Source organism: Shewanella sp. KT0246 (assembly GCF_019654955.1).
Lineage (GTDB): Bacteria > Pseudomonadota > Gammaproteobacteria > Enterobacterales > Shewanellaceae > Shewanella > Shewanella goraebulensis.
In genome coordinates this window covers 48,577-73,342 of sequence record NZ_BPEV01000002.1, presented here as the reverse complement: position 1 = coordinate 73,342, position 24,766 = coordinate 48,577, and the positions used below count along the sequence as shown (strand labels likewise).

Sequence of the window (24,766 nt, the reverse complement as noted above, 5' to 3'; positions counted from 1 at the left end):
TTTTAAGTATTTCGTGCTCATAACTATTAGCTTGCTACTCAAACTTATTAAAGGTATTTCAGTGACTCATTCCGTTAATCGCTCTTTTTTATTCACTTTCACTTTCACTTTCACTTTTACCTTGTTACTCACTTTATTTAGTTCTGATGTTGTTGCAACAAATGTTAAACCTGCAAAGAGGGTGATTGCGTTATCACCTCATGCCGTTGAAATGCTCTATGCCATTGGTGCTGGCGAAACAATTGTTGCCACCACAGATCATGCAGACTTTCCTGAGCAAGCTAAAACTATTCCAAGTATTGGTGGCTATTATGGTATTCAGATGGAGCGAGTTATTGAGTTAAATCCTGATCTCATTGTGGTCTGGCAAAGTGGTAATAAAATGGAAGATATTAGCCAGTTAACTCAGTTAGGTTTTAAGGTTTTCAATAGCGATCCTAAAAGTTTAGATGATGTGGCCAAAGAGCTTGAGCAATTAGGCGAGTTAACTGGCCGCCAGCAACAAGCTGAGCAAGTCGCGAACGATTATCGCCAACAGCTGGCCAATATTCGCAGTCAGAATCAGCAAAAATCTGCGGTAAAAGTCTTTTATCAATTATGGTCTACACCGTTAATGACGGTCTCTAAAGGCAGTTGGATTGAACATATCATCAGCGCTTGTCATGGTGATAATGTGTTTATTGATGCAGCAAGTGAATACCCGCAAATCAGTGTTGAAAATGTCTTACTGACTGGGGCTGAGGTGATATTACAGAGCCAAGATGAAGGTAATGTTATTGGCGTAGATTGGTCGAAATGGCCAGAATTACCAGCGGTTAAGAATAATCATATTTATCAGCTTAATGCTGATTTGCTGCACAGGGCTTCGCCAAGAGCAATATTAGGCGTACAAACTTTGTGTGAGTCGTTAGATAAAGTTAGGTCCACACAGTAGCAGCCTCGGAGTAAACAGCTTCACCGTACAGATTTTTACACCTAAACCAATCAAAGTGTCCACTCGGACACTTTTTTATTGTTCGGACACTTTTCTTTTTTACGGACACTTTAAATCAGTGTCCGCGGACACATTCGTATATTCTAATAAATGCAATTGCACCTATCCTTATGATATTTAAAGTTTTGTTATTATTGGCATAGCCTGTGCTTTATCACGGGAACAATATCGAAATAGCACACTAGGTTTTCTAGAACGGTCACTATTTGTAAGCGGATAGCTTGTAAACGGACTGCCAGCAAACAGAAAGCCCCTAGTGAGAGTCAAGGAACCGAGATGATTAAAGATACCAGCGGACAAGATACGGTCATTAAAGCAGGCGCTTCTCAAAAGCTACGTATGCCCATCATTATTGGCACAATCTGTGTGTTAATGAGTGCGCTAGTGTGGGCAAGCATTGGTCATGACTCTTCTATTCGCTCCATCGAAGGTAAAGACCTACGTTTAGCCACAATCACTCGAGGTACTTTAGTACGTGATATCGCGACAACAGGTAAAATTGTGGCAGCCAATGCTCCCATTTTATACAGCACTGAACAAGGTGTGGTGACGTTACTTAGCCAGCCAGGTGATGAGGTCGAACAAGATCAAGTCGTTGCACAAATCGACAGCCCTAAATTACGCAGTAGCTTTCAACAAGAGCAGTCAGTATTTGCCGCAATGGAAAGTGATTTGGAGCGCGCCAAGTTAGATGCCCGTCGCGAACAGTTACGAGTGAGCCAAGTACTGGATATGGCCAAGGTCGATTTAGAAGCTGCCGATAGAGAAAGTCGCCGTGGCGATCAATTGATTCAAAATAGTCTCATTAGCCGCATCGATTATGAAAAAAGTAAAGACGATTTACACAAAGCTAAGTTGTTGCACAAACATGCCATTCAAGAAGTGGAATTGATGCGCGATACCTTAACGTTTGAACTTAAAAACCGTGCCCTAGAAGTCGACAGACAAGCATTGGTGGTGACCGAGTTAGCTCGTCAGATTGCTGCGCTAGATATTAAGGCGCCGGTAAAAGGGATTATTGGTAATTGGTTGGTTGAACAAAAAGCCCGTATCGGCGCAAGTCAGCCAATACTTACCGTCGTGGATTTGAGCGCCTTTGAAGCTGAGCTTGCAGTGCCTGAATCTTATGCCGATGACTTAGGCATAGGCATGGATGTTGAGTTAAGTTTTGGCAGTCTTAAAGTGATGGGGCATTTATCTTCTATTTCACCAGAAGTAAGAAACCGTGAAGTGACAGCTCGAGTGCGTTTTAACGCTGAAACCAGTTTATCGCTTCGTCAAAATCAGCGTTTATCAGCGCGAGTATTACTCGAAAATCGCCCTAATGTATTAATGGTAAAACGCGGTGACTTTTTAAATCGCGGCGGTTCAACAGCATTTGTTATGAACGATGATATAGCTGTTAAAACTCCAGTGACACTCGGCGCAAGGAGTATGAGTCAAGTCGAAGTCGTTGATGGAGGTAAGGAGGGTGATGTGTGGGTGGTTTCAGGCACTGAAGCGTTTAAAAACGATGAACAAATTCAAATTAGATAAACAAATTAAACCGATTGGATTGCGACAATAAGTAAGGACACAAAAATGAAATCATCTCAAACCAAACCGATGGCAGGCTTTGTTGCGTTGATGCTATTGAGCCTAGCGGTGAGTTACAGAATTGATGAAAGCTTTAACTGGTTGTCATTTAGCTTTCAAATTATTGACCTAACAGATCAACTCGCAGATCAGGTTAGTTATGGATTAAGCAGCGATATGGTGCAGGTGTTATTTGAATTAGATTTTGCCACTGCACTGCAAATCATAGTGCATTTTTAAGCGCGAATTCACCGATTAATTGAATAAACAAAAATTGGCAAAACACAGAGCCAATAAGACAAGGACAGACTCATGTTATCAATGAAGAATATTAGCAAAGTATTTAAAACGGACTTAGTAGAAACTCATGCGCTACGTGATTTTAATCTTGAAGTTGAAGAGGGCGAGTTTGTGGCAGTTACAGGGCCATCTGGTTCAGGTAAAACGACCTTTTTGAACATTGCTGGTTTACTTGAAGGATTTACTTCAGGCGAGTTTAGTCTTGATGGCGTCAACGTTTCAAACCTTAGTGATAATCATAGCGCGAAAGTTAGAAATGAAAAAATCGGCTTCATCTTTCAAGGGTTTAATCTTATTCCTGATTTAAACCTCGCTGAGAATGTTGAAGTGCCATTACGTTATCGCGGTTTTAATCGGGCAGAGCGTAATCGCCGTGTGGAGTCAGCATTAGAGCAAGTCGGTTTAGCTGCAAGGATGAAGCATTTACCGTCACAATTATCAGGTGGTCAACAGCAGCGCGTTGCGATTGCTAGAGCTTTAGCGGGTGAGCCGCGATTTTTATTAGCCGATGAGCCAACGGGTAATTTAGACAGCCTAATGGCGCGCCAAGTCATGGAGTTATTAGAGAATATTAACCAAACGGGAACCACCATCATCATGGTAACCCATGATGCTGAACTTGCGCGTCGTGCTCAACGCAATATTCAAATTGTCGATGGTCAAGTGTGTGACTTCTCGATGTATCAAAAAGCAGACCAAACGCTTGTATCTGATTTAAAACAAGCCACCGACTTACAACAAGTGGCTGATTTGCAAAAAGTTGCCAGCAGCAACGGATAACACAAGTAGGAGATAAGCTTATGTTTTTATATTATTGCGATCTTGCTTGGCGCAGCATCAAGAAAACCCCCATGTTATCCATGCTTATGGTATTAGCGATTTCAATTGGTATCGGCATTACGATTACCACTTTGAATGTCTATAAAACCATGTCTTATAACCCCGCTGAGGAGCGAAGTGATCAGATCAATTCAATCCAGTTGTGGAGCCAAGGGTTAGATACTTGGGATGAATACCAGTCAAATATTACCTACAAGGATGTGGTGAATCTTCGTAATAACAATGAACTGTCGGTGAAAGCAGCCTCATATCGTACAGGGCTTGCAATGCAATCTGATAATCAGGATATCGAACCTGTTTTAGAAAGCGTACGTGTCACAGATAGAGATTTTTTCACCATTTTTGAAGTGCCATTTTTATATGGTGATCGCTGGGGGAAAAGCGTTGATAGCCACCCCGCATATCAGGTGGTGATTGGTGAGAAGCTTAATCAAACTTTTTTTGACGGTCAAAATAGTGTGGGTAAAACTATTTACCTCAACCGCAAGCCTTATCAGGTGGTGGGTGTGATCAAAGATTGGAATCCGCAGCCTAAATATTACGACCCGCTTAATGGCGCATTCAATGATGCAGAAGAGATTTTTATTCCTTTTTCGCTGACTGAGCAAGAAGAGTTTGATGTATGGGGCAACACCAGTGGCTGGAAGTTTGAGCCGATGCTGACACATCAAGATCGCTTAAATTCGGAAAAGACCTGGATTCAGTTTTGGACTTTCCTTGAAACCCCAGAGCAGAAATCACAATTACAGAGCTGGCTAGGGCGTTATGTAGAAGAGCAAAGAAGTTTTGGGCGCTACACCGATACAGCTAAGTCACCACAAGAATCAGCTCAAATTAGCGATGTTGCGCTATGGCTTGAAAATAACGATGTGGTGCCAAGAGATAACAAAATTTTAGTTGGCCTCAGTGTGCTGTTCTTGAGTGTATGTTTGGTGAATATTCTCGGTTTACTGCTGACTAAGTTCTTAAAACGTGCTCCAGAAGTTGGGGTTCGCCGCGCCATTGGCGCAAGTCGTGCACAAATATTCAGCCAATACATGGTCGAAGTTGGGATTATCGGCTTTATTGGAGGCATTGTTGGACTACTGTGGGCTTGGGGAGCGCTATCGATACTGCATGCAGAGTTTAGTATGAAGCAAAGCGTGACTGGACTTGATGCAAGTATGTGGTTTATTACGCCTTTAATTGCTATTTCGACGGCTATTATTGCGGGTATTTATCCTGCTTGGGTCGTGTGCCGCACTAAACCCAGTGTGTATTTAAAAGCGCAATAACGACTAAAGAAAGGAATTCGACATGTTACATATCAAACCTATTTTATCGAGTTTAATGCGCAGCAAAAGTGCCCCAATATTATTGCTACTGCAGATTATTTTATCGGTTGCCATAGTGGCGAATGCGAGCTTTATTATTCATGAACGTTTAACCATGATGCAGCGAAGTTCGGGCTTAATGGAAGAGCAGATATTGAGCTTTAATGTTTATAATTTTGACCCTGCGATCGACAACATTCAGCAAAATATCATTGACCAACAAATACTGCGCGGTTTACCGAACGTGATTCATGCCAGTTCAACTAATATGATGCCACTGAGCGGCAGTGGTTGGATGGACCGTTATGTTGATAATGCAGATGAAGAAATAGCTGAGAGCATGCCTGGTTTTGCATTGTATTTAGGCAATGAGCATTTACTGAATGTAATGGGCGCGAAGTTAATAGAAGGGCGCAACTTTCGCCCTGAAGAAATTAATACCCAGTTAGATCAAAGCGGCATGGTGGCGATGGTGTCACAACCCTTAGCTAAAGCGTTTTGGGGGGATGAGTCACCCGTGGGTAAAACCATGTATCAAGGCAAGCAAACCATTGAAATTATTGGCGTGATAGAAAAACTTCAAGGTGCTTGGGTGAATCATGAAAACTTTGAATACAGTGTGATTCAAAATATTGATTTTGGTGGTGGTTTAAAAAATAAAACCTACATGGTTCGCGCGTTACCTGAGCATATTCCGGCATTGGAAGAAGCGATTGTAAAGGCGTTCCATGCAGAAAACCCAAATCGGGTGATTGATGGATTCTCGTCATTGCTTGATATGAAAAAAGAGTCGTACAGCAACCATCGTTTAATGGCGACATTATTAAGCATGATGGTAATTTTATTACTATTAATAACGGCATTAGGACTGACTGGTATGGTGATGTTTAATATTCAACGCCGCACTAAACAGATTGGTACTCGCCGTGCGTTGGGTGCTAAGAAGCGTGATATCGTTCATTACTTTATGGTAGAAAACTATCTCATTTGTATCGTTGGTGGACTGATTGGAGGCTTACTGTCATTGCAATTAGGCCAACAATTGATGAGCTTATATAGCCTACCTATGTTGCCAATAACGTATCCAATAGCTGCTATTGTAGGTTTGTTAGTGGTGACTACCCTAGCTGTGATTATGCCTGCGATGAAAGCCGCAAAAATATCACCAGCAATGGCGACACGCAGTGTATAACAAGCAGTTTTAAAATCACGATATGATATAAATCAGCCGATGAAAGCATGTTACAAGTTACAGGCTTTCATTGGTAAGTATTTAATTTATAGTAATATATTTAATTGCTAAATTAGGTTTTATCTGTCGTGTTAGTTAACAGATTATCTGCCACTGAAATTACTGTAAATAATCATCGCAACTCGTAAATCTAGCCGTTTTACAGTAACGTTACCCAGATAACATTACCCTAATACATAAACCTAGGGTATAAACCCTATATAAAGAGAGAAAAAATAATACACATGGATAGTATTTTAGTGGTTGATGACAACCATGCTATATGTAGTGCACTGACGCTGATGCTAGATATCCATGGTTATCGAGCATTGAGCTGTGAAACGCCTGAACAAGCGTTAGATATTGTCTCAAAACACGATATTAGCCTTGTTATTCAAGATATGAACTTCACCCGCGATACGACATCAGGCGAAGAGGGCAAGCAACTGTTTTATACCTTGCGTCAGCAGCAGCCGAATTTACCAATCATTCTGATGACGGCGTGGACCCAATTAGAAACGGCAGTTGAGTTAGTTAAAGCTGGCGCAGCTGATTACATGGGTAAACCATGGGATGATGCTAAGTTACTCACCAGTATCAATAACCTGCTATCTATTTATCACCTTTCTAAGCAAAATAATCAGCTTACCCGAATGGACTCTGATCGCATGAGTGCGATTAATGATGCCGATTTATGTGGCATGGTATTTGGAAGCGGTGCGATGCAGCGCTGTATTGATTTAGCCCTACAAGTCGCCAAGTCTGATGTATCAGTCATGATCACCGGTCCTAATGGTGCCGGCAAAGATAAAATTGCCGATATTGTCCAAGCTAACTCGTTATTGAACAAGAAACCGTTTATCAAAGTGAATATTGGCGCCTTGCCAATGGACTTACTGGAAGCCGAATTATTTGGCGCTGAGGCTGGCGCGTTTACTGGCGCAAATAAAGTGCGCATAGGCCGTTTTGAAGCTGCTGATGGTGGCACATTATTTTTAGATGAAATTGGCAACTTGCCATTATCTGGCCAAGTAAAGTTACTGCGAGTGTTGCAAACCGGTGAGTTTGAACGACTTGGGAGTCATCAAACCCGTAAAGTGAATGTGCGAGTAATAAGCGCGACTAATGCGGACTTAGCCGATGATATTGCCAAAGGTCATTTTAGAGAGGATTTATTTTACCGTCTCAACGTCATTGAATTGCCATTAGCACCACTTAATCAACGCGTTGATGACATTTTGCCTTTGGCGCAGCACTTTGTCGGCGAAGGCTTTAGTTTTGATAAGCCTGCGCAACAAGCGCTGCTGACTCATGCTTGGTCAGGTAATGTTCGCGAGCTTGAAAATGTTTGTAAAAGAGCAGTGTTATTAACAACGAATGCCGTTTTGACCATGACAGATTTGGGCTTATTACAGACTGCAGAACAAGGGCTGAATTCTGCGGGAACAGTAGCTCCTACTCCCTATTCTGCGATGCCTTTGACTTCAAATAAAGTGACTTCAAATAAAGTGACTTCAAATAAAGTGACTTCAAGTACAGCAAGCGCAGTTAAAAACGAAGCTACTGAAACTAACAGAGCTGCCATGGTTGAGCCCGATAAACAGGATATTGAGCAAGCATTAGTGACTCATAATGGGGTCATTGCTAGAGTGGCAAAGTCGTTAGGCTTAAGCCGCCAAGCATTGTATCGCCGTATGGATAAATATGGCATTTCGAGCAAATAGCACGCTAAATAAACGTCGACTCAAATAACACCGATAAAAGTGAATATCAATGATGAGAAAAACGCTTCCACTACGTAGTAAGTTAGTGCTTGGTAATCTGTTAAGCCTTGCTGTCAGCGGACTATGTGGTTGGGGTATTTGGTTTTCATTTGGGCCAGAGCAATTATGGCTCGCCATTGTGGTCAGTGCAGGTATTTGTTTCTTAATCAGTATGCGACTGACTAGTACTTTAAGTGACAGTTTAAGTGCATTAGAAGTAGGCTTGCTCAACTTTAAAGATAATGAATTTAGTGTGTCTTTGCATGGCTATGGTGAGCCACAATTAGATTCAATTGCTGACTTGTATAACCAAGCATCCGAAAAACTACGTAATGAACGACAGTTCATTTATCAGCGAGAGTTGATGTTAGATAAAGTCATTCAAAACTCGCCAAACATCATGTTGCTGGTGGATGATCAGCAACGAATTATTTATGCCAATGATGCTGCAAGGCATTTATTTAACCAAGGTGTCCGAATTGAAGGCATGTTGCTAGCGGAGTTAATTGCAGAATTACCTCGTGCACTCAGACAAGCTTTAGACAGTGAGCATGAAGGGCTGTTTTCAATTAATGCTGACTCAGCTTCTGAGACGTCTGACGATAGTAATAATGATGATATCAATAATGACGATATTGAAACCTGGCATATTTCGCGGGGGAAATTCAGTCAGAACAATCAGCAACATCATTTAATTCTACTCAAGCAACTGACTAAAGAACTTAACCGCCAAGAAGTGGCTGTATGGAAAAAGGTCATTCGCATTATCAGCCATGAGTTGAACAACTCAGTGGCGCCAATCGCCTCTATGGTTAACTCAGGGAGAGTATTAACCAAAAATCTAGAGAACGATAAGTTGGCGTTGATATTCGATACCATTGAAAATCGCACCGCGCATTTAAGCCAATTTATTTCTCATTATGCCGAATTTGCCAAACTGCCTTTACCTCGCAAAGCATTAATAAATTGGGATAATTTTATTGAGCAATTAGCTGCTCAATATCCTTTTGATCTGTTGTCAAAGTTACCGACATTGGCCATTGAATTAGATGGTGTTCAGCTTGAACAAGTATTAATTAATTTATTGAAAAATGCCCATGAGTCAGGTGCTGATAGAGATAAGGTCAGTTTACTGATACAAGAGATAAAACATCCAGCAGAAGGGATTATTATTACTGTTGAAGATAACGGCAGCGGTATGTCTAGTGAAGTATTATCCCAAGCATTATTGCCGTTTTACTCGACGAAACAATCTGGCACCGGCATTGGTTTACCTTTGTGTCGAGAAATTGTTGAAGCTCATGGTGGCCATATTACCATGCAGAACCGAACGGAAGGCGGGCTTAGCGTTAAGCTATGGTTACCGAAGGAATAAGGAATAAGATGCAACTGGCACAACTGAATATCGCAAAGTGTAAATTTGCCTTAGATACTCCAGAAATGAAAGACTTTGTTGATAATCTGGATGAGGTTAACGGGATCGCTGAAATCAGTGCTGGCTTTGTTTGGCGCCTAAAAGATGAGTCTGGCGACGCCACTCAAATCCAAGCATTTGATGCCCCAAGCCTGATTGTAAATATGTCAGTTTGGGATAATGTTGAAGCCTTAAAAAATTTTATGTTTCGCACCCATCACCGTGACTTTATGCGCCGAAAAAACGAGTGGTTTGAGCGCTTATCAGAAGACAGCTATGTTTTGTGGTGGGTTGCAGAAGGACATATCCCAGATATTAAAGAAGCAAAAGAGAGGTTATTACACTTAAGAGAAAATGGTGACTCGGCATACGCTTTTACGTTTAAAAGTAACTTTACTGAAAACGATTTAACCTAATTTTTTATTGTTATAGTTAAAACTAACTTTTGCACTAGCATCTAACGATAAGCACTAAGAAATAACTAACTCACGAATAATACCTTTAGCAAACCAAGATTGTAATGTTTGCAGCACCATCATAGGTGCGGTTTGTTCATCATACCATTCGAGCATTAACTCACATTGCTCGGCAAAGTTATTGCCTTCAATAAACCCTGTTAACAACACATATTGGCTGTGATTTAAGGATTCAAATTGAGTGAGCCTTTCTTCATTACGCCATAGCATCCAATATTTTTGCTGCTGATAATAAGGTGCGTCAGGGGAAGTCTCAGCCTTTAATGCTTGCCAACTTTCAACTGCATTACTTTTACAGCTAAACAATTGCAGGCTGGGGTGGAAGCGTAGACAGCAGTTAGGCCAGTTCTCAGGTGGTAAATTTTGCAATGTACTGAACTCTGCGCGTGATGACTCCGCAGCATCAAATGCAGCTAATAAAAGTCGCTCAAACTGTGCTAAATCAGCCAATATTGGATATTGACTAAAAAATTTATCGTTAAGTAAAAATCCGGCTAAGTTATCGCCAAACCTCCGCAGCGACTTTGCCGATGAAGGATGAGCATCAAGGTACTCAGCAGCTAATTTATCAAATAATTCATCACCTAAATATAAGCCGAGAATTTGATGGTCTGTTTCCATGGTTTCTTTAAGACGAATTCGATAGGCATTAGCATAAATCTGTAAACGATGTTCGGCTGAGATGCCACTTTGTTCAGACACTCGTGATCTAATATCGACAAAACGACGATCGCTCGTTATTACACTAGAATCCGCACTTTTGTTGGCATTAGCGTCAGCTAAAAGATATTGCATGAACTCTTGTTGAATCTGCTTCAGTTGACTCATACCGCAACCTTTTTAGTGGGTAACTGATGATGAGTTTGAATAATTGATTGACGACTTGAAACAGATTCGCTAATAAGTGGCTGAGCTTTTGACTGTGTCATAGGCGTCAATATTGAGCGTTCAAGGTCGGGATGGCCTGGTAAGGTTATTTCAGCAATATTTTGCGCTTCTAATAACTCTTGATATAACACCGGAAAGTCAGGAATGTTGGCATCCCGTTCAATCATAGTGCTCACGGGGCCAAAGCGTTCAAGGGCTGCTTGATATAAGGTCCACACACTAGGTGGCACATCATGGTCGTGGGTATCAATCACGTATTCACCATAATCTGAGTGACCCGCTAAGTGAAACTGCTGTACTCGACGTGGGTCAATCTTGTTTAAGTAATCTAGTGGATTAAAGAAGTGGTTGCGCGCGCTAACATAAATATTATTAATATCTAACAAGATGAGGCAATCAGCCTCTTCGGCAACTTGCGATAAAAACTCCCATTCATCCATAGTGGAGTCTTTATATGAAAGGTAACTGGATACATTTTCAAGTAATAGTCTGCGACCAAGTACATCTTGGGCTACTTTCACACGCTCAGCGACATGCTTAACGGTTTCTTCTGTATATGGCAGCGGTAATAAATCGTGACTGTTAACCCCGTGTATCGAAGTCCAGCAAATATGATCTGAAATCCATTTAGGATTTATGTTATTACTGAGTGTTTTAAGTGACTTTAAGTAATCCATGTCTAATGGGTCCGTGCTACCAATTGACATAGAAACCCCATGCATCACAACAGGGTATTGTTCAGCTATGGCTTCTAGATAATAACGGGGTTTACCACCTGCAACTAAATAATTTTCAGAAAGCACCTCAAACCAGTCAATAGCAGGTTGATGCTGCAAGATATATTCAAAATGGTCGGTACGTAGCCCCAAGCCAAAACCAATAAAGTCTTGAGTAATCTTTGAGTCTGACATGGGCTTTCCTTAGGTTAATACAAACCTTCATACTGGTGGAAGACAGCTGTTGAAATGTTTGTTATCGAATGAATTTAAGCAAAATAAACGGCTTGGTAATAAGGAGATGAATCTTACCAAGCCATTGTTACAACTCGTGTTGTCGATTATCTGTAAACGCTGTTTAGGCTTGAACGTTAGCCCGTTTTACCACCGATATCAGCGCAAGATTTTGCTGTAGTACTGACAAAACCTGAACCTTTACAACTTGCCATTCCACCACAAGCGTGGTCTGCACCTTTACAATCGTTGTGACCTTTACATACGTTCACTCCATAACAATGGACCAAATCTGCTTTAGTTATTTTGCCTACCCAATCATCTTTAACTTTACCGCCTACGTCACCACAGGCTTTTGAAGGCATAGCAACAAAGCCGGTACCTTCACAACTTGCTTGGCCCTTACAGGCATTATCTGCTGTACCGCAATCGTTATGGCCTTTACAAACATTAACGTCATAACAGTGGACTAAGTCAGTTTCACCTGCGGCTAAAGGCGCGGTGTTGGATTCTCCAGCGACTGCTTGACCTGATAACCCCGCCATTGCCATCGCAAGTGCTGCACCTGAAAGTGCCGTTTGTGCTTTCGTATTCATGTTAATTCCTTGAAAATCACTTGATGATTTTTGAGTAATAGTTCCGTACTTACTTGCTTAAATTTGAAGGTTTTGATTAGACAGTTACGTTCAAATAAGTTGTAAGCTCAATTAGTGAGTAAGTAGACATTTCTATGCCATGCTTAACTTGCTCCTACTGATTAATAGATACTATCCGCGGTTATCTGTTTTAATAGCAGGTACCTATATTGACCGTGGCCCTTGGTGAGATATTTCAAAATAGTTACTTAAAGTTAGCGGTATGTTAATCGTCTTACTGTAAAAAGCTGTGCTTTATAGCTGATTTAAAACAAGTTTATGGCAAATGGAATTAGCTGAAATATACTTTAATATTGGAGTGAAACTCTCAGATAAAATGCTATTTATTGAATGGTAAAAGGTTGGGGCTTACTGAGATATAGGCTAAAAATTGAATTGATCTTTAAGAGGCTGAGCGATAAAAGTGCTTTTTAATATCATTAAAAGATGATTTACTGTCGGCTAATTGTCCTCTGCAAGCTGGGAAGCATCAATGCAAACTCTACTCATTTGTTTATTCATCGCAATGTTATTACCTTATTTAGCTAAAGGGCCAGTGGCTGTGGCAATGGCGAAGCTGGGCGGTTATGACAATGCTCACCCTCGAACTCAGCAAGCGCAATTAACTGGCTTTGGTGCAAGGGCTTTAGCAGGTCATCAAAATGCGTTCGAATCTTTGATTATTTTTGGCATTAGCTGTTTAGCTGTAATCGCCACAGACAAGGTCTCTTCGTTAGTTTCTACCTTGGCGATTGTGCATATTATTGCCAGAGTGAGTTATCATTTACTTTACCTAAAAGGGAGCGCGACCATGCGTTCGCTTTCTTGGTTTGTAGGTATTTTTAGCGCCTTCGGTATTTTCTTTCAAGCTTTTTGAGCTAATATTTGAGCCAGCATTAAAGCCTACTTTTAAGTGAGCTTTTTAGCGAGTAAATATACGTTTTATATATAAAAAGCGCTTATTGTGGATACTCACAGTAAGCGCTTTTTTGTTGCCGTTTTTATGTCTGATGCTCTATGACAATCTAGTTGGCTGCTGGGTAATCGGTATAACCTGTTTCGTCGCCGCCATATAAGGTTAATCTTGCGTCAGCATCAAACTCAGTGAGTTCTATATTGTGCTTAAATCTTCGCACTAAATCAGGGTTACTGACATAGGGCGTTCCAAACGCAACTAAGTCTGCATAACCTTTATCAAGTATGGTTTGTGCACTTTGTTTAGTTAACTTGCCAGCCACCATGATCGGGTTTGGATATATCTGGCGGATTTTTTGTCTAAAGCTATCTGTGGCTTCAGTGTATTCGCCAATATTTTCTGAAAAATGCACATAAGCAAGACTCATCGGTGCAAGTTGCTTTAATAACAGTTCAGTGAGTTCAATAATATCGCTGTCGGTTTCTTTAAACCCTTCACCGACAAGTGGTGATAAGCGAATCGCGACTTTGTCTGCACCAATGGCATCATTCACAGCTTTAATCACTTCAAGTGGAAAACGTAATCTATTTTGTTGACTACCGCCATAGTTATCAAGGCGTTGATTACTGGCACTTCGCATAAATTGGTCCAGTAAATAACCATGAGCACCATGGAGTTCTACTCCATCAAATCCTGCTTCAATTGCATTAAGCGCCGCTTGAACAAAATCAGCGGTGGTTTGTTGAATATCTTCGGTGGTCATGGCGCGAGGGATTGAGGTTTCAACCATACCGAATCCGCCTTCTGCTAATGGGCCGTATACTTGATCGGGTTGCTTAATCGCTGAAGGTGCAACAGGTTGTTCACCTGCAATATCAGTATGTGAACGTCTGCCAACATGCCATAGCTGTAAGAAGATTTTACCGCCTTGTTGGTGTACTGCTTCAGTGGTTTTCTTCCAGCCTTCAATGTGAGCTTTGCTGTATATTCCAGGTGTTAATGAGTAACCACGTGCAACAGCCGAAATAGGTGTACCTTCAGCAATAATAAGTCCTGCTGTGGCGCGCTGTTGATAATAGGTCGCCATTAGGTCATTTGGAACATCACCAGGCTGCGAGGTGCGAGAACGGGTCATTGGTGCCATGATGATGCGATTAGCAAGTGTGCCACCTGCCAATGGAAATTTTGAAAATAACATATTACTTCCTGCTTTTGCTGAGCTCACTTTGCTTTAAAAGCCATATTGAACACAAAAATAAAAATATTGATTTGAGATGCTTAATTATGAAAAAACTGGGTAATCCGTTAAGCCCTTTTCACCACCGCCAAATAATGTTTCAGGGTTATGGGGAGCCCATGGTTGGCCAAGCTTAATTCGCGCTGGTAAGTCTGGGTTTGCTACGAAAGGGCGCCCAAAAGCGATCATATCGGCGAGCCCTGACTCGATTGCATCAACCGCTCTTTGGCTGGTGTATTTACCGGCATAAATTAAGACTCCTTTAAAAGCTGCTCTTAATGCTTGTTTAAACTCCACACTCATAACAGGAGCATCATCCCAGTCAGCTTCAGCAATATGGATATAAGCAATATTGTGCTTATTTAATAAGCTTGCGGCTGCGGTATAGGTTAACTCAGGCGTTGCATCGACAGTGCCGTTTAGGGTCGTTAATGGCGCTAAACGTACGCCAATTTTATCTGCGCCAATTGCTTCAACCATTGCGCCAATCACTTGGTCTAAAAAGCGTAAACGATTAGTAAGTGAGCCACCGTATTCATCCGCACGAAGATTTGATTCAGAATCAATAAACTGATTAATCAGGTAACCGTTGGCGGCATGTAATTCAATGCCATCGAAACCTGCTTTAATGGCATTGAGTGCAGCTTGCCTAAATTGCTCAACGACTTGTTGAATATCGGCTTTAGTCATTTCCCGTGGTTTTACTACATCAACAAAACCTGGGCCATTCTCGCCATCATCTATGAAGACTTTAACGTTCTCGGCTTTGATTGCTGATGATGATATGGGTTGTTGGCCATTAATATTCTCTGGGTGCGTGACGCGGCCTACATGCCAAAGTTGCGCAAACATGACCCCATTATTTGCATGGACGGCAGAAGTAACTTTTCTCCAGCCTGTGAGTTGGTTATCTGAATAAATGCCAGGGGTCCAAGCATAACCTTTACCCATGGCTGAAACTTGAGTACCTTCGCCGATAATTAGCCCTGCAGTACTTCGCTGAGCATAATAAGTGGCCATCATATCGTTGGCGCTATCATCTGGTTGACTGGCACGTGAGCGGGTCATTGGCGGCATTACGATACGGTTAGCCAAAGTGAGTTGGCCAAGTTGAATAGGATTAAAAAGTGCAGCAGTCATGATATTTCCTCAATGATTTGCGAATTGAAATCATCTTAACGGGAAAGCTAACGTTCAAAAACTACAATTATTACAAATAACTTTTGTTAAAATCACAAAAATGCTGTTGATTTAGACTTATATCTTCATTGAACGCCAAAACATTTCAAAACTCGCGTCACGATGAGTTTTATCATGACCCCATTGGGGGTTGTCAGTGAAATATCGAATTGCGGCAAGGTATTGACCGTGGCAATTTTCTAACATTAAGGCTAAAGGGAAGTTGGCAATAATATTAAGCTGCTGGCCTTTGGCAATAAGCTCAATAATAAAATGTAAAATGCTGCTCATGGCTTGGGAGCGGATTTCAGCGTCGATCTCAGATGACAGTGAAAACTGTAAGAAAAATCGCTGTTTTATAGGGTAAAGTAATGCCCAGTCGATGGCATGTTGCCACAAACTATTAGCGCTATGTTTAAGCGTTGCAGCATTGTTGACATCAGCAGACAGTGACTGACTTGGATTTAACTCTGTAGAGCCTGTAATGGTGTCGTCGTTCAGCTGAATAGCTACTTCGTCAGCAGATAATTTTGCCATAGATGACGTAATTGAGTCAGCAAATTCTTGCTTGACGGCTACGAAGAGGTGATTCAATAAAGCTTCTTTAGTCGGAAAGTGATGAAATAAAGTACCTGTGGCTACGCCAGACTTTCTAGCGATAGAGGCAGTTGAAGTTCCATGGAAACCTTGTTCAACAAAAAGAATTAATGCGGCATCTAAAATCGCCTGTTTTTTGTCAGTTTTGGCCAACTTCACTGAATTTTCCATTGGTTACCTATTTATTATGTTTGAAGTGCTCAAGAGTCAGAAGAAGTCTATTTAGAATAGTATTCTCCACAATTTTGAGCTGTTGAGCCAGATATCAATCGATTAAATGGCTCATCTAGCTTGATAGAGGCTTATCGCAAAAACATCTTCATTAGTAGTGCTTGGATTTTTGTACCATATGGCGGATGCACAAATATGCCTGAATTGAACTTTCCGCTTTTTAGTACTGTTTTAGCATGGCTAAAGGTCAAGAAGCCTTCTTTGCCATGATAATGTCCCATTCCAGAAGGACCAATACCACCAAATGGTGCATCATCGGCAGCAACATGGAATACGGTTTCGTTGATACAAACACCGCCAGAATGAGTATGTTGAATAATGCGTTGCTGAGTGGCACTGTCGAAACTCATGATATAAAGCGCTAATGGGCGTTCATTTTCATTAATGTAACCAATGGCTTTGTCGATATTTTGGTAACTAATGATAGGCAATAATGGGCCAAATATTTCTTCTTGCATAACAGTCATATCATCGCTTGTTGCGGTGATAAGTTGAGTCGGTAGTTTACGAATATTAGCGTCAATTTCGTAATCAGCAGCAGGGTGAATGTCAGCACCTTTTTGTTTTGCATCTTCTATTACGGCTAATAAACGCGAGTATTGACGTTCATTGATGACATTACCGTAATCAGGATTGCTGGCAAAGTCAGGGTACATTTTGTTGAAGCGTTTTTTATATTCACTAATGAATTCATTGACTTTATCTTCAGGACATAAAATGTAATCCGGTGCAACGCAGATTTGACCTGCATTTAAACACTTACCATAAATTAATCGCTCAACAGCGGTTGGAATGTCAATGTCTGGAGCAATAACTACCGGCGACTTACCACCAAGTTCTAAGGTGACGGGAGTGAGGTTGTCAGCCGCTGAGCGCATCACATGACGACCTACGGTAGTTGAGCCAGTAAATAATAAATGGTCAAACGGCAGAGCAGAAAATTGAGCGGCAATATCGGCTTCGCCTTCTACAACAGCAACTTCATTTTGATCAAATATACCAGCCAATAAAGAAATTAATACTTGGTTAGTGGCAGGGGTAAATTCTGACATTTTCAGCATTGCGCGATTCCCCGCAGCAATGGCGGTAATCAATGGGCCCACAGCTAACATTACTGGAAAATTCCATGGAACGATAATGCCGACAACACCTAGTGGTTGATAGTGAACCGTTACAGAAGAAGGAGCGAGTAACAATCCAGCATGTCGCTTATTTGGTTTCATCCAAGACTTCAGATTCTTTAGCGAGTAATTAATATTGTTAATACACGGCATGATATCGGAAATCATGGTGTCGTTACTTGAACGGTGGCCGTAATCAGTTGCCAACGCAGTAACTAACTGCTCACTGTGGTCGAGTAAAGCTTGTTTAAGCTTTTTTAACTTATCAACACGAGTTTGATAGCTAGGAGCGGGCATAGAAAGGTAGGCACTACGCTGCAATTCAAGTAACTGCTGCAAAGGTGTTAGTTGATTGTCATTGACTGCCATATTCATAAATACTCCTAGCATTATTTGTGAGTGGGTAATTTTCGTAGATAAATGCAAATGGATTAGTTTCGTAATTAACGGTTTATAATTCACTCGACTGATTAGTCGGTTTACTATGGCTTAGTATTAAGTAAATGGCAAGTAGTTTGAAAGTTTGCGCTGTATCAAGGAGGATTTTTTCTATTTGCACTACACTTTTATTAGGGGAATATTAGCGAGTCGAAAGTAAGTTTATAGTAGGTTATTAGGGGATAAATTCACTAAATCAATACAATAGTTTTATCGTGTCATCAGTGTAATTATTAAGCATAAATTAAAAAAAGCTTGGTATATTAACTCTTAGTATGTGCAAACGTTGGTACATTCAAAAAGAGTACCGTTAGCCTGATAAAGGTTAAGCAGTATCGGTAACAACGAATTATCTGAATAAAATAGATGAATCATTTGTTTTTCAAACTGCAGGAGGAAACCACTATGCGTACACGTAATATTTTATGGCCGACAGACTTTTCTGAAACAGCATCTCACGCCTTACGCTATGCCATCGAAATGGCCAATTTATATCAAGTTGGGATCCGCATATTACATGTTGTCGATCAGCCTTTGGGAGATGAGAACTACATGATTTTAGCCATCACTCCAGAAGAGCTGGCTAAAAGTATGGAAGATGCTGCAGCAGATAAAATGCGCAGTTTATTAGCAGAGCTGAAAACAGAACTTCCAATTGAAACCTTGATTAGGCGCGGCGATGCTATTGAAGAAATTGTTGCAGAAGCGAACAGTGGTGATATTGGTATGGTAGTCATTGCCAGCCATGGCAGAACTGGATTGGCTCATTTTTTACATGATAATGTTGCAGAAGAAGTGGCTAACCAAGCTGATTGCCCAGTATTAGTTGTTAAATAACCTACAAAGCAGTAAATCATGCTCAATTGGATTGAGCTATCAACAGTGATATCACGATAGCTCAATAGCCATTCTTTGTAAGCATGCGCACTACATTTGCCTATTACATTTGCCTATTACATTTGCTTATTACATTTGCTTATGACGTTAGCTTATCGACTATCAAATTTGAACACTTCTTGTGACGACCTTTGCTAAAGAACACTGTTCACGCACTTAACTTTGAGCAGTCACCTTATTGAAATCAGTTTTACAAATTATTTGAATACCGTCGGTTAAATCCAGTTATTTGGATCAATTTTAGTCCGAGCCATAGCTTGTTCAGCAATAAAGTGGGCATCTTGCTGCTTAATGTAGGGTAAGGTTAAGCTACCACTTGCAAGCCCCAGTGTTATGTAAGCAAAGCCTTTTTCTTTTTGGGCCAGTGTTTGAGTTATAGAGACATGCTGCACTTTGCTAAATGGGACTCTTTTCCAATTACGGCTGAACAAACCACAGTGTTGCCACACAACATCATTTTCGATGACATAACCCCATTGCTTATATCTTAAAAAAGTTAATCCCATAACAGCCAAGGCAATTAACCACGTTATTTCAGTTAGAACGGTAATACCTTCGATTGCTGTTAATATTATGGCGGGTAGAAAAGCAATAAACCCACGACGAGTAAACCAAGCTAAAGCAATATTTTGGTAACGTTTGGGGATACTTGTGCTACCACCTGCGAGTTCAGGTATCTTATCTAAAACAGGCGCTATTTCAGCTGCTTTTATGCTGGGTATTAGCATGTGCTGTGCCGTTTTTTGTTCGACTTCCTGACCCTTTACTTGTTTAAGGTAAAGTGTCCAAACGCCAAAGATTCTAGCAAGTACGGGTTGGCTAAAATGTAATAGTTGCACGCGTTTAGTCGCTAATGCATCTTGCTGGTGGGATATAACTCCGCCACTTCGTTGTAGGGTTTGCTGCCTTTTATCTAAGCGGTAAGGGTAATATTTTAGCACTGCAGCTAAAATGGATATAAGTGAAAACAAGCAATAAATCGTTATGAATATTAGTACTCCACTGGCGACTTGTAGTGCGATACTTTCACCACTAAAGCTTACTACCGAGTTCCAAAACTGCTGAATAAGAGGCATTTCAGCTATATCTTCCCAATTAACTTGCCCTAAAATTGGCCCTGCAATGACAGCTAACCAAATTAAATTGTTTTGATAAAAACCAAATTGAATCAATTGTTTTAAATTGCGCTTAATTACAGGCTTATTTTTGGATGAAGTTAGCTGAGCATTAGTGTCAGCGCTATCAATATTAACAATATGTTTATCATTAAAACTCGCTTCATTATTTGGATTTATGCTCCGAGGTGAAGTGTTTGTCAGTTGTAATAATTGTTGCTTAATCAGCTCGGCATCATCAGCATTTAGCGCTGCTAAGTGGGCTTCGTCATCTTTTGAACCTGCGGTTTCAATGACCAGAGTGCCTAACTTTAATGGTTTAAAATAAAAGGGCTGCTCAAAACGAATATTCTGGATTTTGTTAAATGGGATTTCGTCTTTGCGGGTAAACAGCAGGCCACGTTTGATATTAAGCTGCTGTTCATTCAGTTTAAATCGATATTTTCGCCATTGAATAAATGCAAACACACTTAACAATGTCATCATGATTATGGCTGCAATTAAACCTAATTGTAGATTAAAACCATTTTTCCAGCCGGCAAATACTATCGGAATGATGGCATAGCCATTGGATAAAATGGCTTTTGCTGTACCAAAACTAAAGCTTAGCATTGACCATGGGGAAAGTGATTGCCATTGACTGAATTTTTGATTTTTTTCTAATATTTCAGAAGCTTGAGTCTCATCATGTTCAATCATTTTGTATATCACCGCTAGTGGCGTTATCGACAACTTGCTTTGTTTGATGTGAAGTCGCTTTATTTAACAAGTGCTGCCTTAGATGTTCAGCTGTTGTATAAAGTAACCCTGGTAGATAAATCTCTGCGGCGCCACTGCCAGCACTAAAGCACTTTAATGTTGCCAATGAAAATCTTCTCTGCAGTGGGTTTTGAGACAAACTCACGTGCTGCAGTCGAGTAAAAGGTAATGTTGTCGTTGTAATCCACCATAGGCCTTTTCGTACGATTATTTCATGTTCAAGTACACCGTAGCTAAGGTTCTTTGCGGCTTTAAATTGAATATAAACAGCTATAAAACCAAGCAATCCCAGTACTGAAGATACTTTTAATGACACTAATAAACCTGCTTGCTCTTTAATGTTCATGATAAACATAACAGCGGCAATAACGATGCACACTAAACCAGCTGTTTGTATGGCTATTTGCTTAGGATATTTTTTATCGACAGGCGTTAAAGATAGCTCAGTATAAGGTGTCCATTGAGGCTTCATTTGCAAGGTTTTTTCATTGGGTGTACTAATGTGTTCAGCGTGCATGGCATCAACTTGTAGTTGGTCAACTTCGGTGGGTTCAGCTTCTTCATCTGTTTCACTTTTAATCGTTTCAGTTCCAACATTTTCAGAAATAGAACCCAAAGATTTATTGTTTTGCGAAACCTCAGGCGTTGATGTCCCTGGTATATCAGACTTTGAAGTCATTGGTTATCCTTATTACGATATTGAGCCATTAAGCTTAATTTCTTGTATGAAAGTAAAGCCGTTAATAGAAGCAATTAAGTCCAAAAGTGCTTTCTAATCAATGTTCAATCTATTACTTTGTTTATATCTAAGCATGGAAAGTGTAAAAATGGAAAGTGTAACTATGGAATCTTCAAGTCATTCAGCCGTTAATGATACTGCGATATCACAACCTATCACTAAAGCGCATAAAGCTTTTTTGCGTAAGTTGCTGCTGTGTTATTTAATCCATCACCAGCAGCACAATTTATTATCTTTACATCAATTAACTAAAATGCCGCGAAGAACCATTCAAGATACGTTAGTTGCCATGTTAGATATCGGTGTTCAGATCAAGTTCGTACAAAACGGAGAAAGACATAATGCTGGCTATTATCAATTGGTAGATTGGGGACCCATTCATCATCAGTGGATTGAATCCAATATTAATGACATTTACCGCAACTTAGAAATTGACTTGGGTTAGCACTCATTAGCCAGTTACTCTATTGGCATCAGGCGATAGACCACCGCAAATCTGGTTACGGCCCGAGCGTTTAGCTTGATATAAATGTTTGTCAGCCACTTCGATGAGCGTGGGCAGTTGGTTAATGGCACTGCAGCTGGTCACAATGCCAATACTGGCAGTAACTGTAACTTTGCGCTGCATTTGAGTGAATTGTAACTTGCCAATATTTTCGCACAGTCTTGCTGCTAGAGTATTAGCTTCTTGCTCTTGTGTATGGGGTAAGAAAATTATGAATTCCTCACCGCCCCAGCGGGCTAATACATCATCTTTTCGAAGAGTGTCCCTGATTAATGCCCCAACTTTAACCAATACCTCATCGCCAAAATTGTGCCCGTAAGTATCGTTAATGCCTTTAAATCGGTCTATGTCGATCATTAATATAGAAGCAGACTTTTGAATCCGCTCTTCAGTAAACATAGGTTCAACCAATTGATAAAAAGCACGGCGATTATTGAGGCGAGTGAGCGGATCCATATTGGCCATCTTTTCTGCAATGATTTTTTCGTTTTCAACTCGTCTGAATCGTTCGGTCAATGCAAGAGCCAGTAATAGCACATCAATAAATACTCCCACTTCAGCAGCCCGATAAGTGAAATGATTAAATGGAATATAATTCCACACCGCTAAACAAGTTATTGCGACACCTACCATTGATGAGATAGAAGCAATTAAGAAAAACCTTGCAGAAATATTGCCAAAGTTAAGCGAAAGTATGCCTAATACAATCATCAAACCGCTAAATAGCAGCATAAGGTCGAAAGCTAATATCAATCCTAATACTCTATCTTGCAGCAACACAGCCAATAGCATTAGAGCAGGGAAGATGACACACAAGCTTTTTAAAATGCGGTTGAGGGTTGGAAGCTGATATTTGAGCCGTAAAAAATGGCAGGCGAATAAGATACCACTGGTACAAAAAGTCACCATAAGCAGTGGGATCGACCATTGTTGCCATAGTGGTGAGTTAGGCCATAACCATAATAAGCCATGGCCACTGTAGGCAAAATTAACGAGTAAAAAATTGAATAAATATAGGCTATAGAATAAATAACTTTTGATTCTTAATCCTAAAAAGAGAATGAAGTTATAAATTAGTAATGCGGTTATCGCGCCATAAAGAAAACCGTAGCTATAATGATTAAATACACTTTTTTGTACCATTTCTGTTTGATCCAATAAGTACAAGGGAATAACCATAGGGTCTGGCGTTTGCACTCTTATAAGCACGTGAGTTTTACCGGGTGGATACAGGTAATTAAAATTAAAACTCGGTTGCATAGAGGTTTGTTGATAGAAAAGTGATAAGTCGCCTTGGTGTTCAAAGTGGACTATTTTGCCTTCTTTGAGCCAGAATGTGCTGACTTCATCGAGCCAAAAGTTATCAACATGCAGAATTCTAGTAACGGACGCTAAGGTGTCGTTGTCTATAGTTAGACTAAGCCAAACGGGATTCGCATTGATTCCGTAATTACTGATGCTTTGGTTGACGGGGGTAAACTGGCCATTTTTTAATAACTCATAAGCTTGCGTAGCATTAAGTCTGTCTTGTTCTACATAATGTAAGAGGGAATATCCAATGGGGTCGGGATGTTTTTCAGATACGTACAACACTTCTGCCTGAGCTGGATTACAGCTCAACCAAAAAAGTAAACTAACAGCGAGTGGCAATATCCATTTCATAAGTTCGATAAAATACCGTTATTTATCTTATTAAGGCTGTAAATCCATATTCTAGCAAGAGCAACGTTTTGAAGCTGAAGTTAGAGTAGGTAAGTTAGCACCGGAGCAAATAGGTGTGTTACCCAATTTAAGATTCTCATAATATAAAGAATCTGAATATGATGAATATGTAAAAATACTTGTTTATATTCTAAAGAATTAGCCACAAAGATGAGGTTGTCAAAGATTAAAGGCATTATAAATCAAAGGGTAAATCTTCAATGAAACAATTAGGCTTGGAGTTAATAACAGAAAAGGAGGCAATAAATGTCAGTCGTAGTACTGAGCAGCTTAATGCGCCAGTGACGTTTATTAAAGGCTTTTTAACTAATGGACAGCAGAAGTTATTGTTAAAAGAGTCATTAACGTACCCTTTTGAACAGCCTGTCATCACGGTATTTGGTAAGCAGCATCCTATTCCGCGAAGTCAAGTTTGGTTTGCTGATTCTGGTTGCGCTTATCGATACTCTTCACTCTTGATTACCCCAACACCTTGGCCACAGGGCTTAATGTCATTAAGAAAGCTGTTATATCAGCAATTTAATATTGAGACTAATGGGGTGTTGGTTAATCGCTATCAAAATGGTTTTGACAGTATGGGCTGGCATAGTGATGATGAGCCAGAAATTGAGACTAACAGTGATATTGTATCTATTAGTTTGGGGGCAACACGAAGTTTTGTATTGAGGCACAAACTCACGCAAGCAAAGCAAGTATTTGAGCTACAGTCAGGCGATATGTTAATCATGCATGGCGATATGCAGCAAAAATGGCAACACAGTGTGCCAAAAAGAGTGAAAGTATTAGAGCCTAGAATCAATTTGACCTTTCGCAAGTTAATTGTTGGTTTTCATGAATAATTTTCACCTTGATACAATAGGATGAAAAGTGAGCTGGTTTGCGCTGTAACAATTTTTTGCCAAACAGATCTTATTGAGTCGAAGTCGGTTTG

The 24,766-nt window shown here is 40.4% G+C and carries 23 protein-coding genes; 13 read left to right on the top strand and 10 right to left on the bottom strand.

What is annotated here, in order from left to right; all coding sequences use genetic code 11:
* Nucleotides 1-121: 121 nt before the first annotated feature.
* The 9 genes from K5Q58_RS01395 to K5Q58_RS01355 all read left to right on the top strand — a co-directional run bounded on the left by K5Q58_RS01395 (nt 122) and on the right by K5Q58_RS01355 (nt 9,846).
* On the top strand, nt 122-934 hold the full coding sequence (locus tag K5Q58_RS01395; protein ID WP_259651200.1) for a cobalamin-binding protein: 813 nt from the start codon (nt 122-124) through the stop codon (nt 932-934).
* 336 nt (nt 935-1,270) lie between these two features.
* The gene (locus K5Q58_RS01390; protein ID WP_220751818.1) at nt 1,271-2,530 is read left to right on the top strand and encodes an efflux RND transporter periplasmic adaptor subunit; all 1,260 of its coding nucleotides are present in this window, start codon (nt 1,271-1,273) and stop codon (nt 2,528-2,530) included.
* A 45-nt stretch (nt 2,531-2,575) separates the two neighbouring features.
* Entirely contained in the window at nt 2,576-2,809 is a 234-nt protein-coding gene (locus K5Q58_RS01385) for a hypothetical protein (protein ID WP_220751816.1), read from the top strand.
* A gap of 72 nt (nt 2,810-2,881) precedes the next feature.
* Nucleotides 2,882-3,649, top strand: a complete 768-nt coding sequence (locus K5Q58_RS01380; RefSeq protein WP_220751814.1) for an ABC transporter ATP-binding protein — start codon at nt 2,882-2,884, stop codon at nt 3,647-3,649.
* Nucleotides 3,650-3,669: 20 nt separating this feature from the next.
* Nucleotides 3,670-4,983, top strand: a complete 1,314-nt coding sequence (locus K5Q58_RS01375; protein ID WP_220751812.1) for an ABC transporter permease — start codon at nt 3,670-3,672, stop codon at nt 4,981-4,983.
* A gap of 22 nt (nt 4,984-5,005) precedes the next feature.
* On the top strand, nt 5,006-6,214 hold the full coding sequence (locus K5Q58_RS01370) for an ABC transporter permease (protein ID WP_220751810.1): 1,209 nt from the start codon (nt 5,006-5,008) through the stop codon (nt 6,212-6,214).
* A gap of 284 nt (nt 6,215-6,498) precedes the next feature.
* On the top strand, nt 6,499-7,977 hold the full coding sequence (locus K5Q58_RS01365; protein WP_220751808.1) for a sigma-54 dependent transcriptional regulator: 1,479 nt from the start codon (nt 6,499-6,501) through the stop codon (nt 7,975-7,977).
* Between the two features lie 49 nt (nt 7,978-8,026).
* Nucleotides 8,027-9,391 (top strand): PAS domain-containing sensor histidine kinase, encoded by a 1,365-nt coding sequence (locus K5Q58_RS01360; protein ID WP_220751806.1) that lies wholly within the window; start codon nt 8,027-8,029, stop codon nt 9,389-9,391.
* 8 nt (nt 9,392-9,399) lie between these two features.
* Nucleotides 9,400-9,846 (top strand): DUF3291 domain-containing protein, encoded by a 447-nt coding sequence (locus K5Q58_RS01355; RefSeq protein ID WP_220751804.1) that lies wholly within the window; start codon nt 9,400-9,402, stop codon nt 9,844-9,846.
* Between the two features lie 54 nt (nt 9,847-9,900).
* On the opposite strand, the gene K5Q58_RS01350 is transcribed toward K5Q58_RS01355, so the two are convergent.
* From K5Q58_RS01350 to K5Q58_RS01340, 3 genes are all read right to left on the bottom strand, one after another.
* Nucleotides 9,901-10,734: a DNA-binding domain-containing protein gene (locus K5Q58_RS01350; protein WP_220751802.1), complete on the bottom strand. Its 834-nt coding sequence runs from the start codon at nt 10,732-10,734 to the stop codon at nt 9,901-9,903.
* Nucleotides 10,731-11,705, bottom strand: a complete 975-nt coding sequence (locus K5Q58_RS01345) for a DUF692 domain-containing protein (protein WP_220751800.1) — start codon at nt 11,703-11,705, stop codon at nt 10,731-10,733. The genes K5Q58_RS01350 and K5Q58_RS01345 overlap by 4 nt, the downstream gene beginning before the upstream one ends.
* Before the next feature lie 176 nt (nt 11,706-11,881).
* The gene (locus K5Q58_RS01340) at nt 11,882-12,340 is read right to left on the bottom strand and encodes a hypothetical protein (protein ID WP_220751798.1); all 459 of its coding nucleotides are present in this window, start codon (nt 12,338-12,340) and stop codon (nt 11,882-11,884) included.
* A 532-nt stretch (nt 12,341-12,872) separates the two neighbouring features.
* Between K5Q58_RS01340 and K5Q58_RS01335 the strand changes: the two genes are divergently transcribed.
* Nucleotides 12,873-13,256 carry an MAPEG family protein gene (locus tag K5Q58_RS01335; protein ID WP_220751796.1) on the top strand — a complete coding sequence of 128 codons (384 nt, stop codon included), beginning with the start codon at nt 12,873-12,875 and terminating at the stop codon, nt 13,254-13,256.
* Nucleotides 13,257-13,404: 148 nt separating this feature from the next.
* Here K5Q58_RS01335 and K5Q58_RS01330 read toward each other — a convergent pair whose 3' ends face one another.
* The 4 genes from K5Q58_RS01330 to K5Q58_RS01315 all read right to left on the bottom strand — a co-directional run bounded on the left by K5Q58_RS01330 (nt 13,405) and on the right by K5Q58_RS01315 (nt 18,035).
* The gene (locus tag K5Q58_RS01330; protein WP_220751794.1) at nt 13,405-14,493 is read right to left on the bottom strand and encodes an alkene reductase; all 1,089 of its coding nucleotides are present in this window, start codon (nt 14,491-14,493) and stop codon (nt 13,405-13,407) included.
* A gap of 84 nt (nt 14,494-14,577) precedes the next feature.
* Complete coding sequence (locus K5Q58_RS01325) at nt 14,578-15,672, bottom strand: alkene reductase (protein ID WP_220751792.1); 1,095 nt, start codon at nt 15,670-15,672, stop codon at nt 14,578-14,580.
* Nucleotides 15,673-15,789: 117 nt separating this feature from the next.
* Entirely contained in the window at nt 15,790-16,467 is a 678-nt protein-coding gene (locus K5Q58_RS01320) for a TetR/AcrR family transcriptional regulator (protein WP_259651195.1), read from the bottom strand.
* A gap of 143 nt (nt 16,468-16,610) precedes the next feature.
* On the bottom strand, nt 16,611-18,035 hold the full coding sequence (locus K5Q58_RS01315; RefSeq protein WP_220751787.1) for a coniferyl aldehyde dehydrogenase: 1,425 nt from the start codon (nt 18,033-18,035) through the stop codon (nt 16,611-16,613).
* Between the two features lie 468 nt (nt 18,036-18,503).
* Here K5Q58_RS01315 and K5Q58_RS01310 point away from each other — a divergent pair, with 468 nt between their 5' ends.
* Nucleotides 18,504-18,935, top strand: coding sequence for a universal stress protein (locus tag K5Q58_RS01310; RefSeq protein WP_220751786.1), 432 nt, complete (start codon nt 18,504-18,506; stop codon nt 18,933-18,935).
* A gap of 275 nt (nt 18,936-19,210) precedes the next feature.
* Here K5Q58_RS01310 and K5Q58_RS01305 read toward each other — a convergent pair whose 3' ends face one another.
* Together K5Q58_RS01305 and K5Q58_RS01300 are read right to left on the bottom strand one after the other, a co-directional pair.
* Nucleotides 19,211-20,809, bottom strand: coding sequence for a PH domain-containing protein (locus K5Q58_RS01305; RefSeq protein ID WP_220751784.1), 1,599 nt, complete (start codon nt 20,807-20,809; stop codon nt 19,211-19,213).
* A complete protein-coding gene (locus tag K5Q58_RS01300) occupies nt 20,802-21,548 on the bottom strand; it encodes a PH domain-containing protein (RefSeq protein WP_220751782.1) in 747 nt (248 codons plus the stop codon). Before K5Q58_RS01300 ends, K5Q58_RS01305 begins: the two co-directional genes overlap by 8 nt.
* Before the next feature lie 148 nt (nt 21,549-21,696).
* Between K5Q58_RS01300 and K5Q58_RS01295 the strand changes: the two genes are divergently transcribed.
* Complete coding sequence (locus tag K5Q58_RS01295) at nt 21,697-22,053, top strand: winged helix-turn-helix domain-containing protein (RefSeq protein WP_259651194.1); 357 nt, start codon at nt 21,697-21,699, stop codon at nt 22,051-22,053.
* A gap of 6 nt (nt 22,054-22,059) precedes the next feature.
* Here K5Q58_RS01295 and K5Q58_RS01290 read toward each other — a convergent pair whose 3' ends face one another.
* Entirely contained in the window at nt 22,060-23,775 is a 1,716-nt protein-coding gene (locus K5Q58_RS01290; RefSeq protein WP_220751780.1) for a diguanylate cyclase, read from the bottom strand.
* A 260-nt stretch (nt 23,776-24,035) separates the two neighbouring features.
* On the opposite strand from K5Q58_RS01290, the gene K5Q58_RS01285 reads away from it, so the two are divergent.
* Nucleotides 24,036-24,674 (top strand): alpha-ketoglutarate-dependent dioxygenase AlkB, encoded by a 639-nt coding sequence (locus tag K5Q58_RS01285; RefSeq protein ID WP_220751778.1) that lies wholly within the window; start codon nt 24,036-24,038, stop codon nt 24,672-24,674.
* The last annotated feature ends 92 nt before the right edge of the window (nt 24,675-24,766 follow it).

What these genes read in the sequence shown, in the direction of transcription:
- K5Q58_RS01390 (WP_220751818.1), top strand. Translation starts at nt 1,271, where the DNA reads ATGATTAAAGATACCAGCGGACAAGATACGGTCATTAAAGCAGGCGCT.
- K5Q58_RS01385 (WP_220751816.1), top strand. Translation starts at nt 2,576, where the DNA reads ATGAAATCATCTCAAACCAAACCGATGGCAGGCTTTGTTGCGTTGATG.
- K5Q58_RS01380 (WP_220751814.1), top strand. Translation starts at nt 2,882, where the DNA reads ATGTTATCAATGAAGAATATTAGCAAAGTATTTAAAACGGACTTAGTA.
- K5Q58_RS01375 (WP_220751812.1), top strand. Translation starts at nt 3,670, where the DNA reads ATGTTTTTATATTATTGCGATCTTGCTTGGCGCAGCATCAAGAAAACC.
- K5Q58_RS01370 (WP_220751810.1), top strand. Translation starts at nt 5,006, where the DNA reads ATGTTACATATCAAACCTATTTTATCGAGTTTAATGCGCAGCAAAAGT.
- K5Q58_RS01365 (WP_220751808.1), top strand. Translation starts at nt 6,499, where the DNA reads ATGGATAGTATTTTAGTGGTTGATGACAACCATGCTATATGTAGTGCA.
- K5Q58_RS01360 (WP_220751806.1), top strand. Translation starts at nt 8,027, where the DNA reads ATGATGAGAAAAACGCTTCCACTACGTAGTAAGTTAGTGCTTGGTAAT.
- K5Q58_RS01355 (WP_220751804.1), top strand. Translation starts at nt 9,400, where the DNA reads ATGCAACTGGCACAACTGAATATCGCAAAGTGTAAATTTGCCTTAGAT.
- K5Q58_RS01350 (WP_220751802.1), bottom strand. Translation starts at nt 10,734, where the DNA reads ATGAGTCAACTGAAGCAGATTCAACAAGAGTTCATGCAATATCTTTTA.
- K5Q58_RS01345 (WP_220751800.1), bottom strand. Translation starts at nt 11,705, where the DNA reads ATGTCAGACTCAAAGATTACTCAAGACTTTATTGGTTTTGGCTTGGGG.
- K5Q58_RS01340 (WP_220751798.1), bottom strand. Translation starts at nt 12,340, where the DNA reads ATGAATACGAAAGCACAAACGGCACTTTCAGGTGCAGCACTTGCGATG.
- K5Q58_RS01335 (WP_220751796.1), top strand. Translation starts at nt 12,873, where the DNA reads ATGCAAACTCTACTCATTTGTTTATTCATCGCAATGTTATTACCTTAT.
- K5Q58_RS01330 (WP_220751794.1), bottom strand. Translation starts at nt 14,493, where the DNA reads ATGTTATTTTCAAAATTTCCATTGGCAGGTGGCACACTTGCTAATCGC.
- K5Q58_RS01325 (WP_220751792.1), bottom strand. Translation starts at nt 15,672, where the DNA reads ATGACTGCTGCACTTTTTAATCCTATTCAACTTGGCCAACTCACTTTG.
- K5Q58_RS01315 (WP_220751787.1), bottom strand. Translation starts at nt 18,035, where the DNA reads ATGAATATGGCAGTCAATGACAATCAACTAACACCTTTGCAGCAGTTA.
- K5Q58_RS01310 (WP_220751786.1), top strand. Translation starts at nt 18,504, where the DNA reads ATGCGTACACGTAATATTTTATGGCCGACAGACTTTTCTGAAACAGCA.
- K5Q58_RS01305 (WP_220751784.1), bottom strand. Translation starts at nt 20,809, where the DNA reads ATGATTGAACATGATGAGACTCAAGCTTCTGAAATATTAGAAAAAAAT.
- K5Q58_RS01300 (WP_220751782.1), bottom strand. Translation starts at nt 21,548, where the DNA reads ATGACTTCAAAGTCTGATATACCAGGGACATCAACGCCTGAGGTTTCG.
- K5Q58_RS01295 (WP_259651194.1), top strand. Translation starts at nt 21,697, where the DNA reads ATGGAAAGTGTAACTATGGAATCTTCAAGTCATTCAGCCGTTAATGAT.
- K5Q58_RS01290 (WP_220751780.1), bottom strand. Translation starts at nt 23,775, where the DNA reads ATGAAATGGATATTGCCACTCGCTGTTAGTTTACTTTTTTGGTTGAGC.
- K5Q58_RS01285 (WP_220751778.1), top strand. Translation starts at nt 24,036, where the DNA reads ATGAAACAATTAGGCTTGGAGTTAATAACAGAAAAGGAGGCAATAAAT.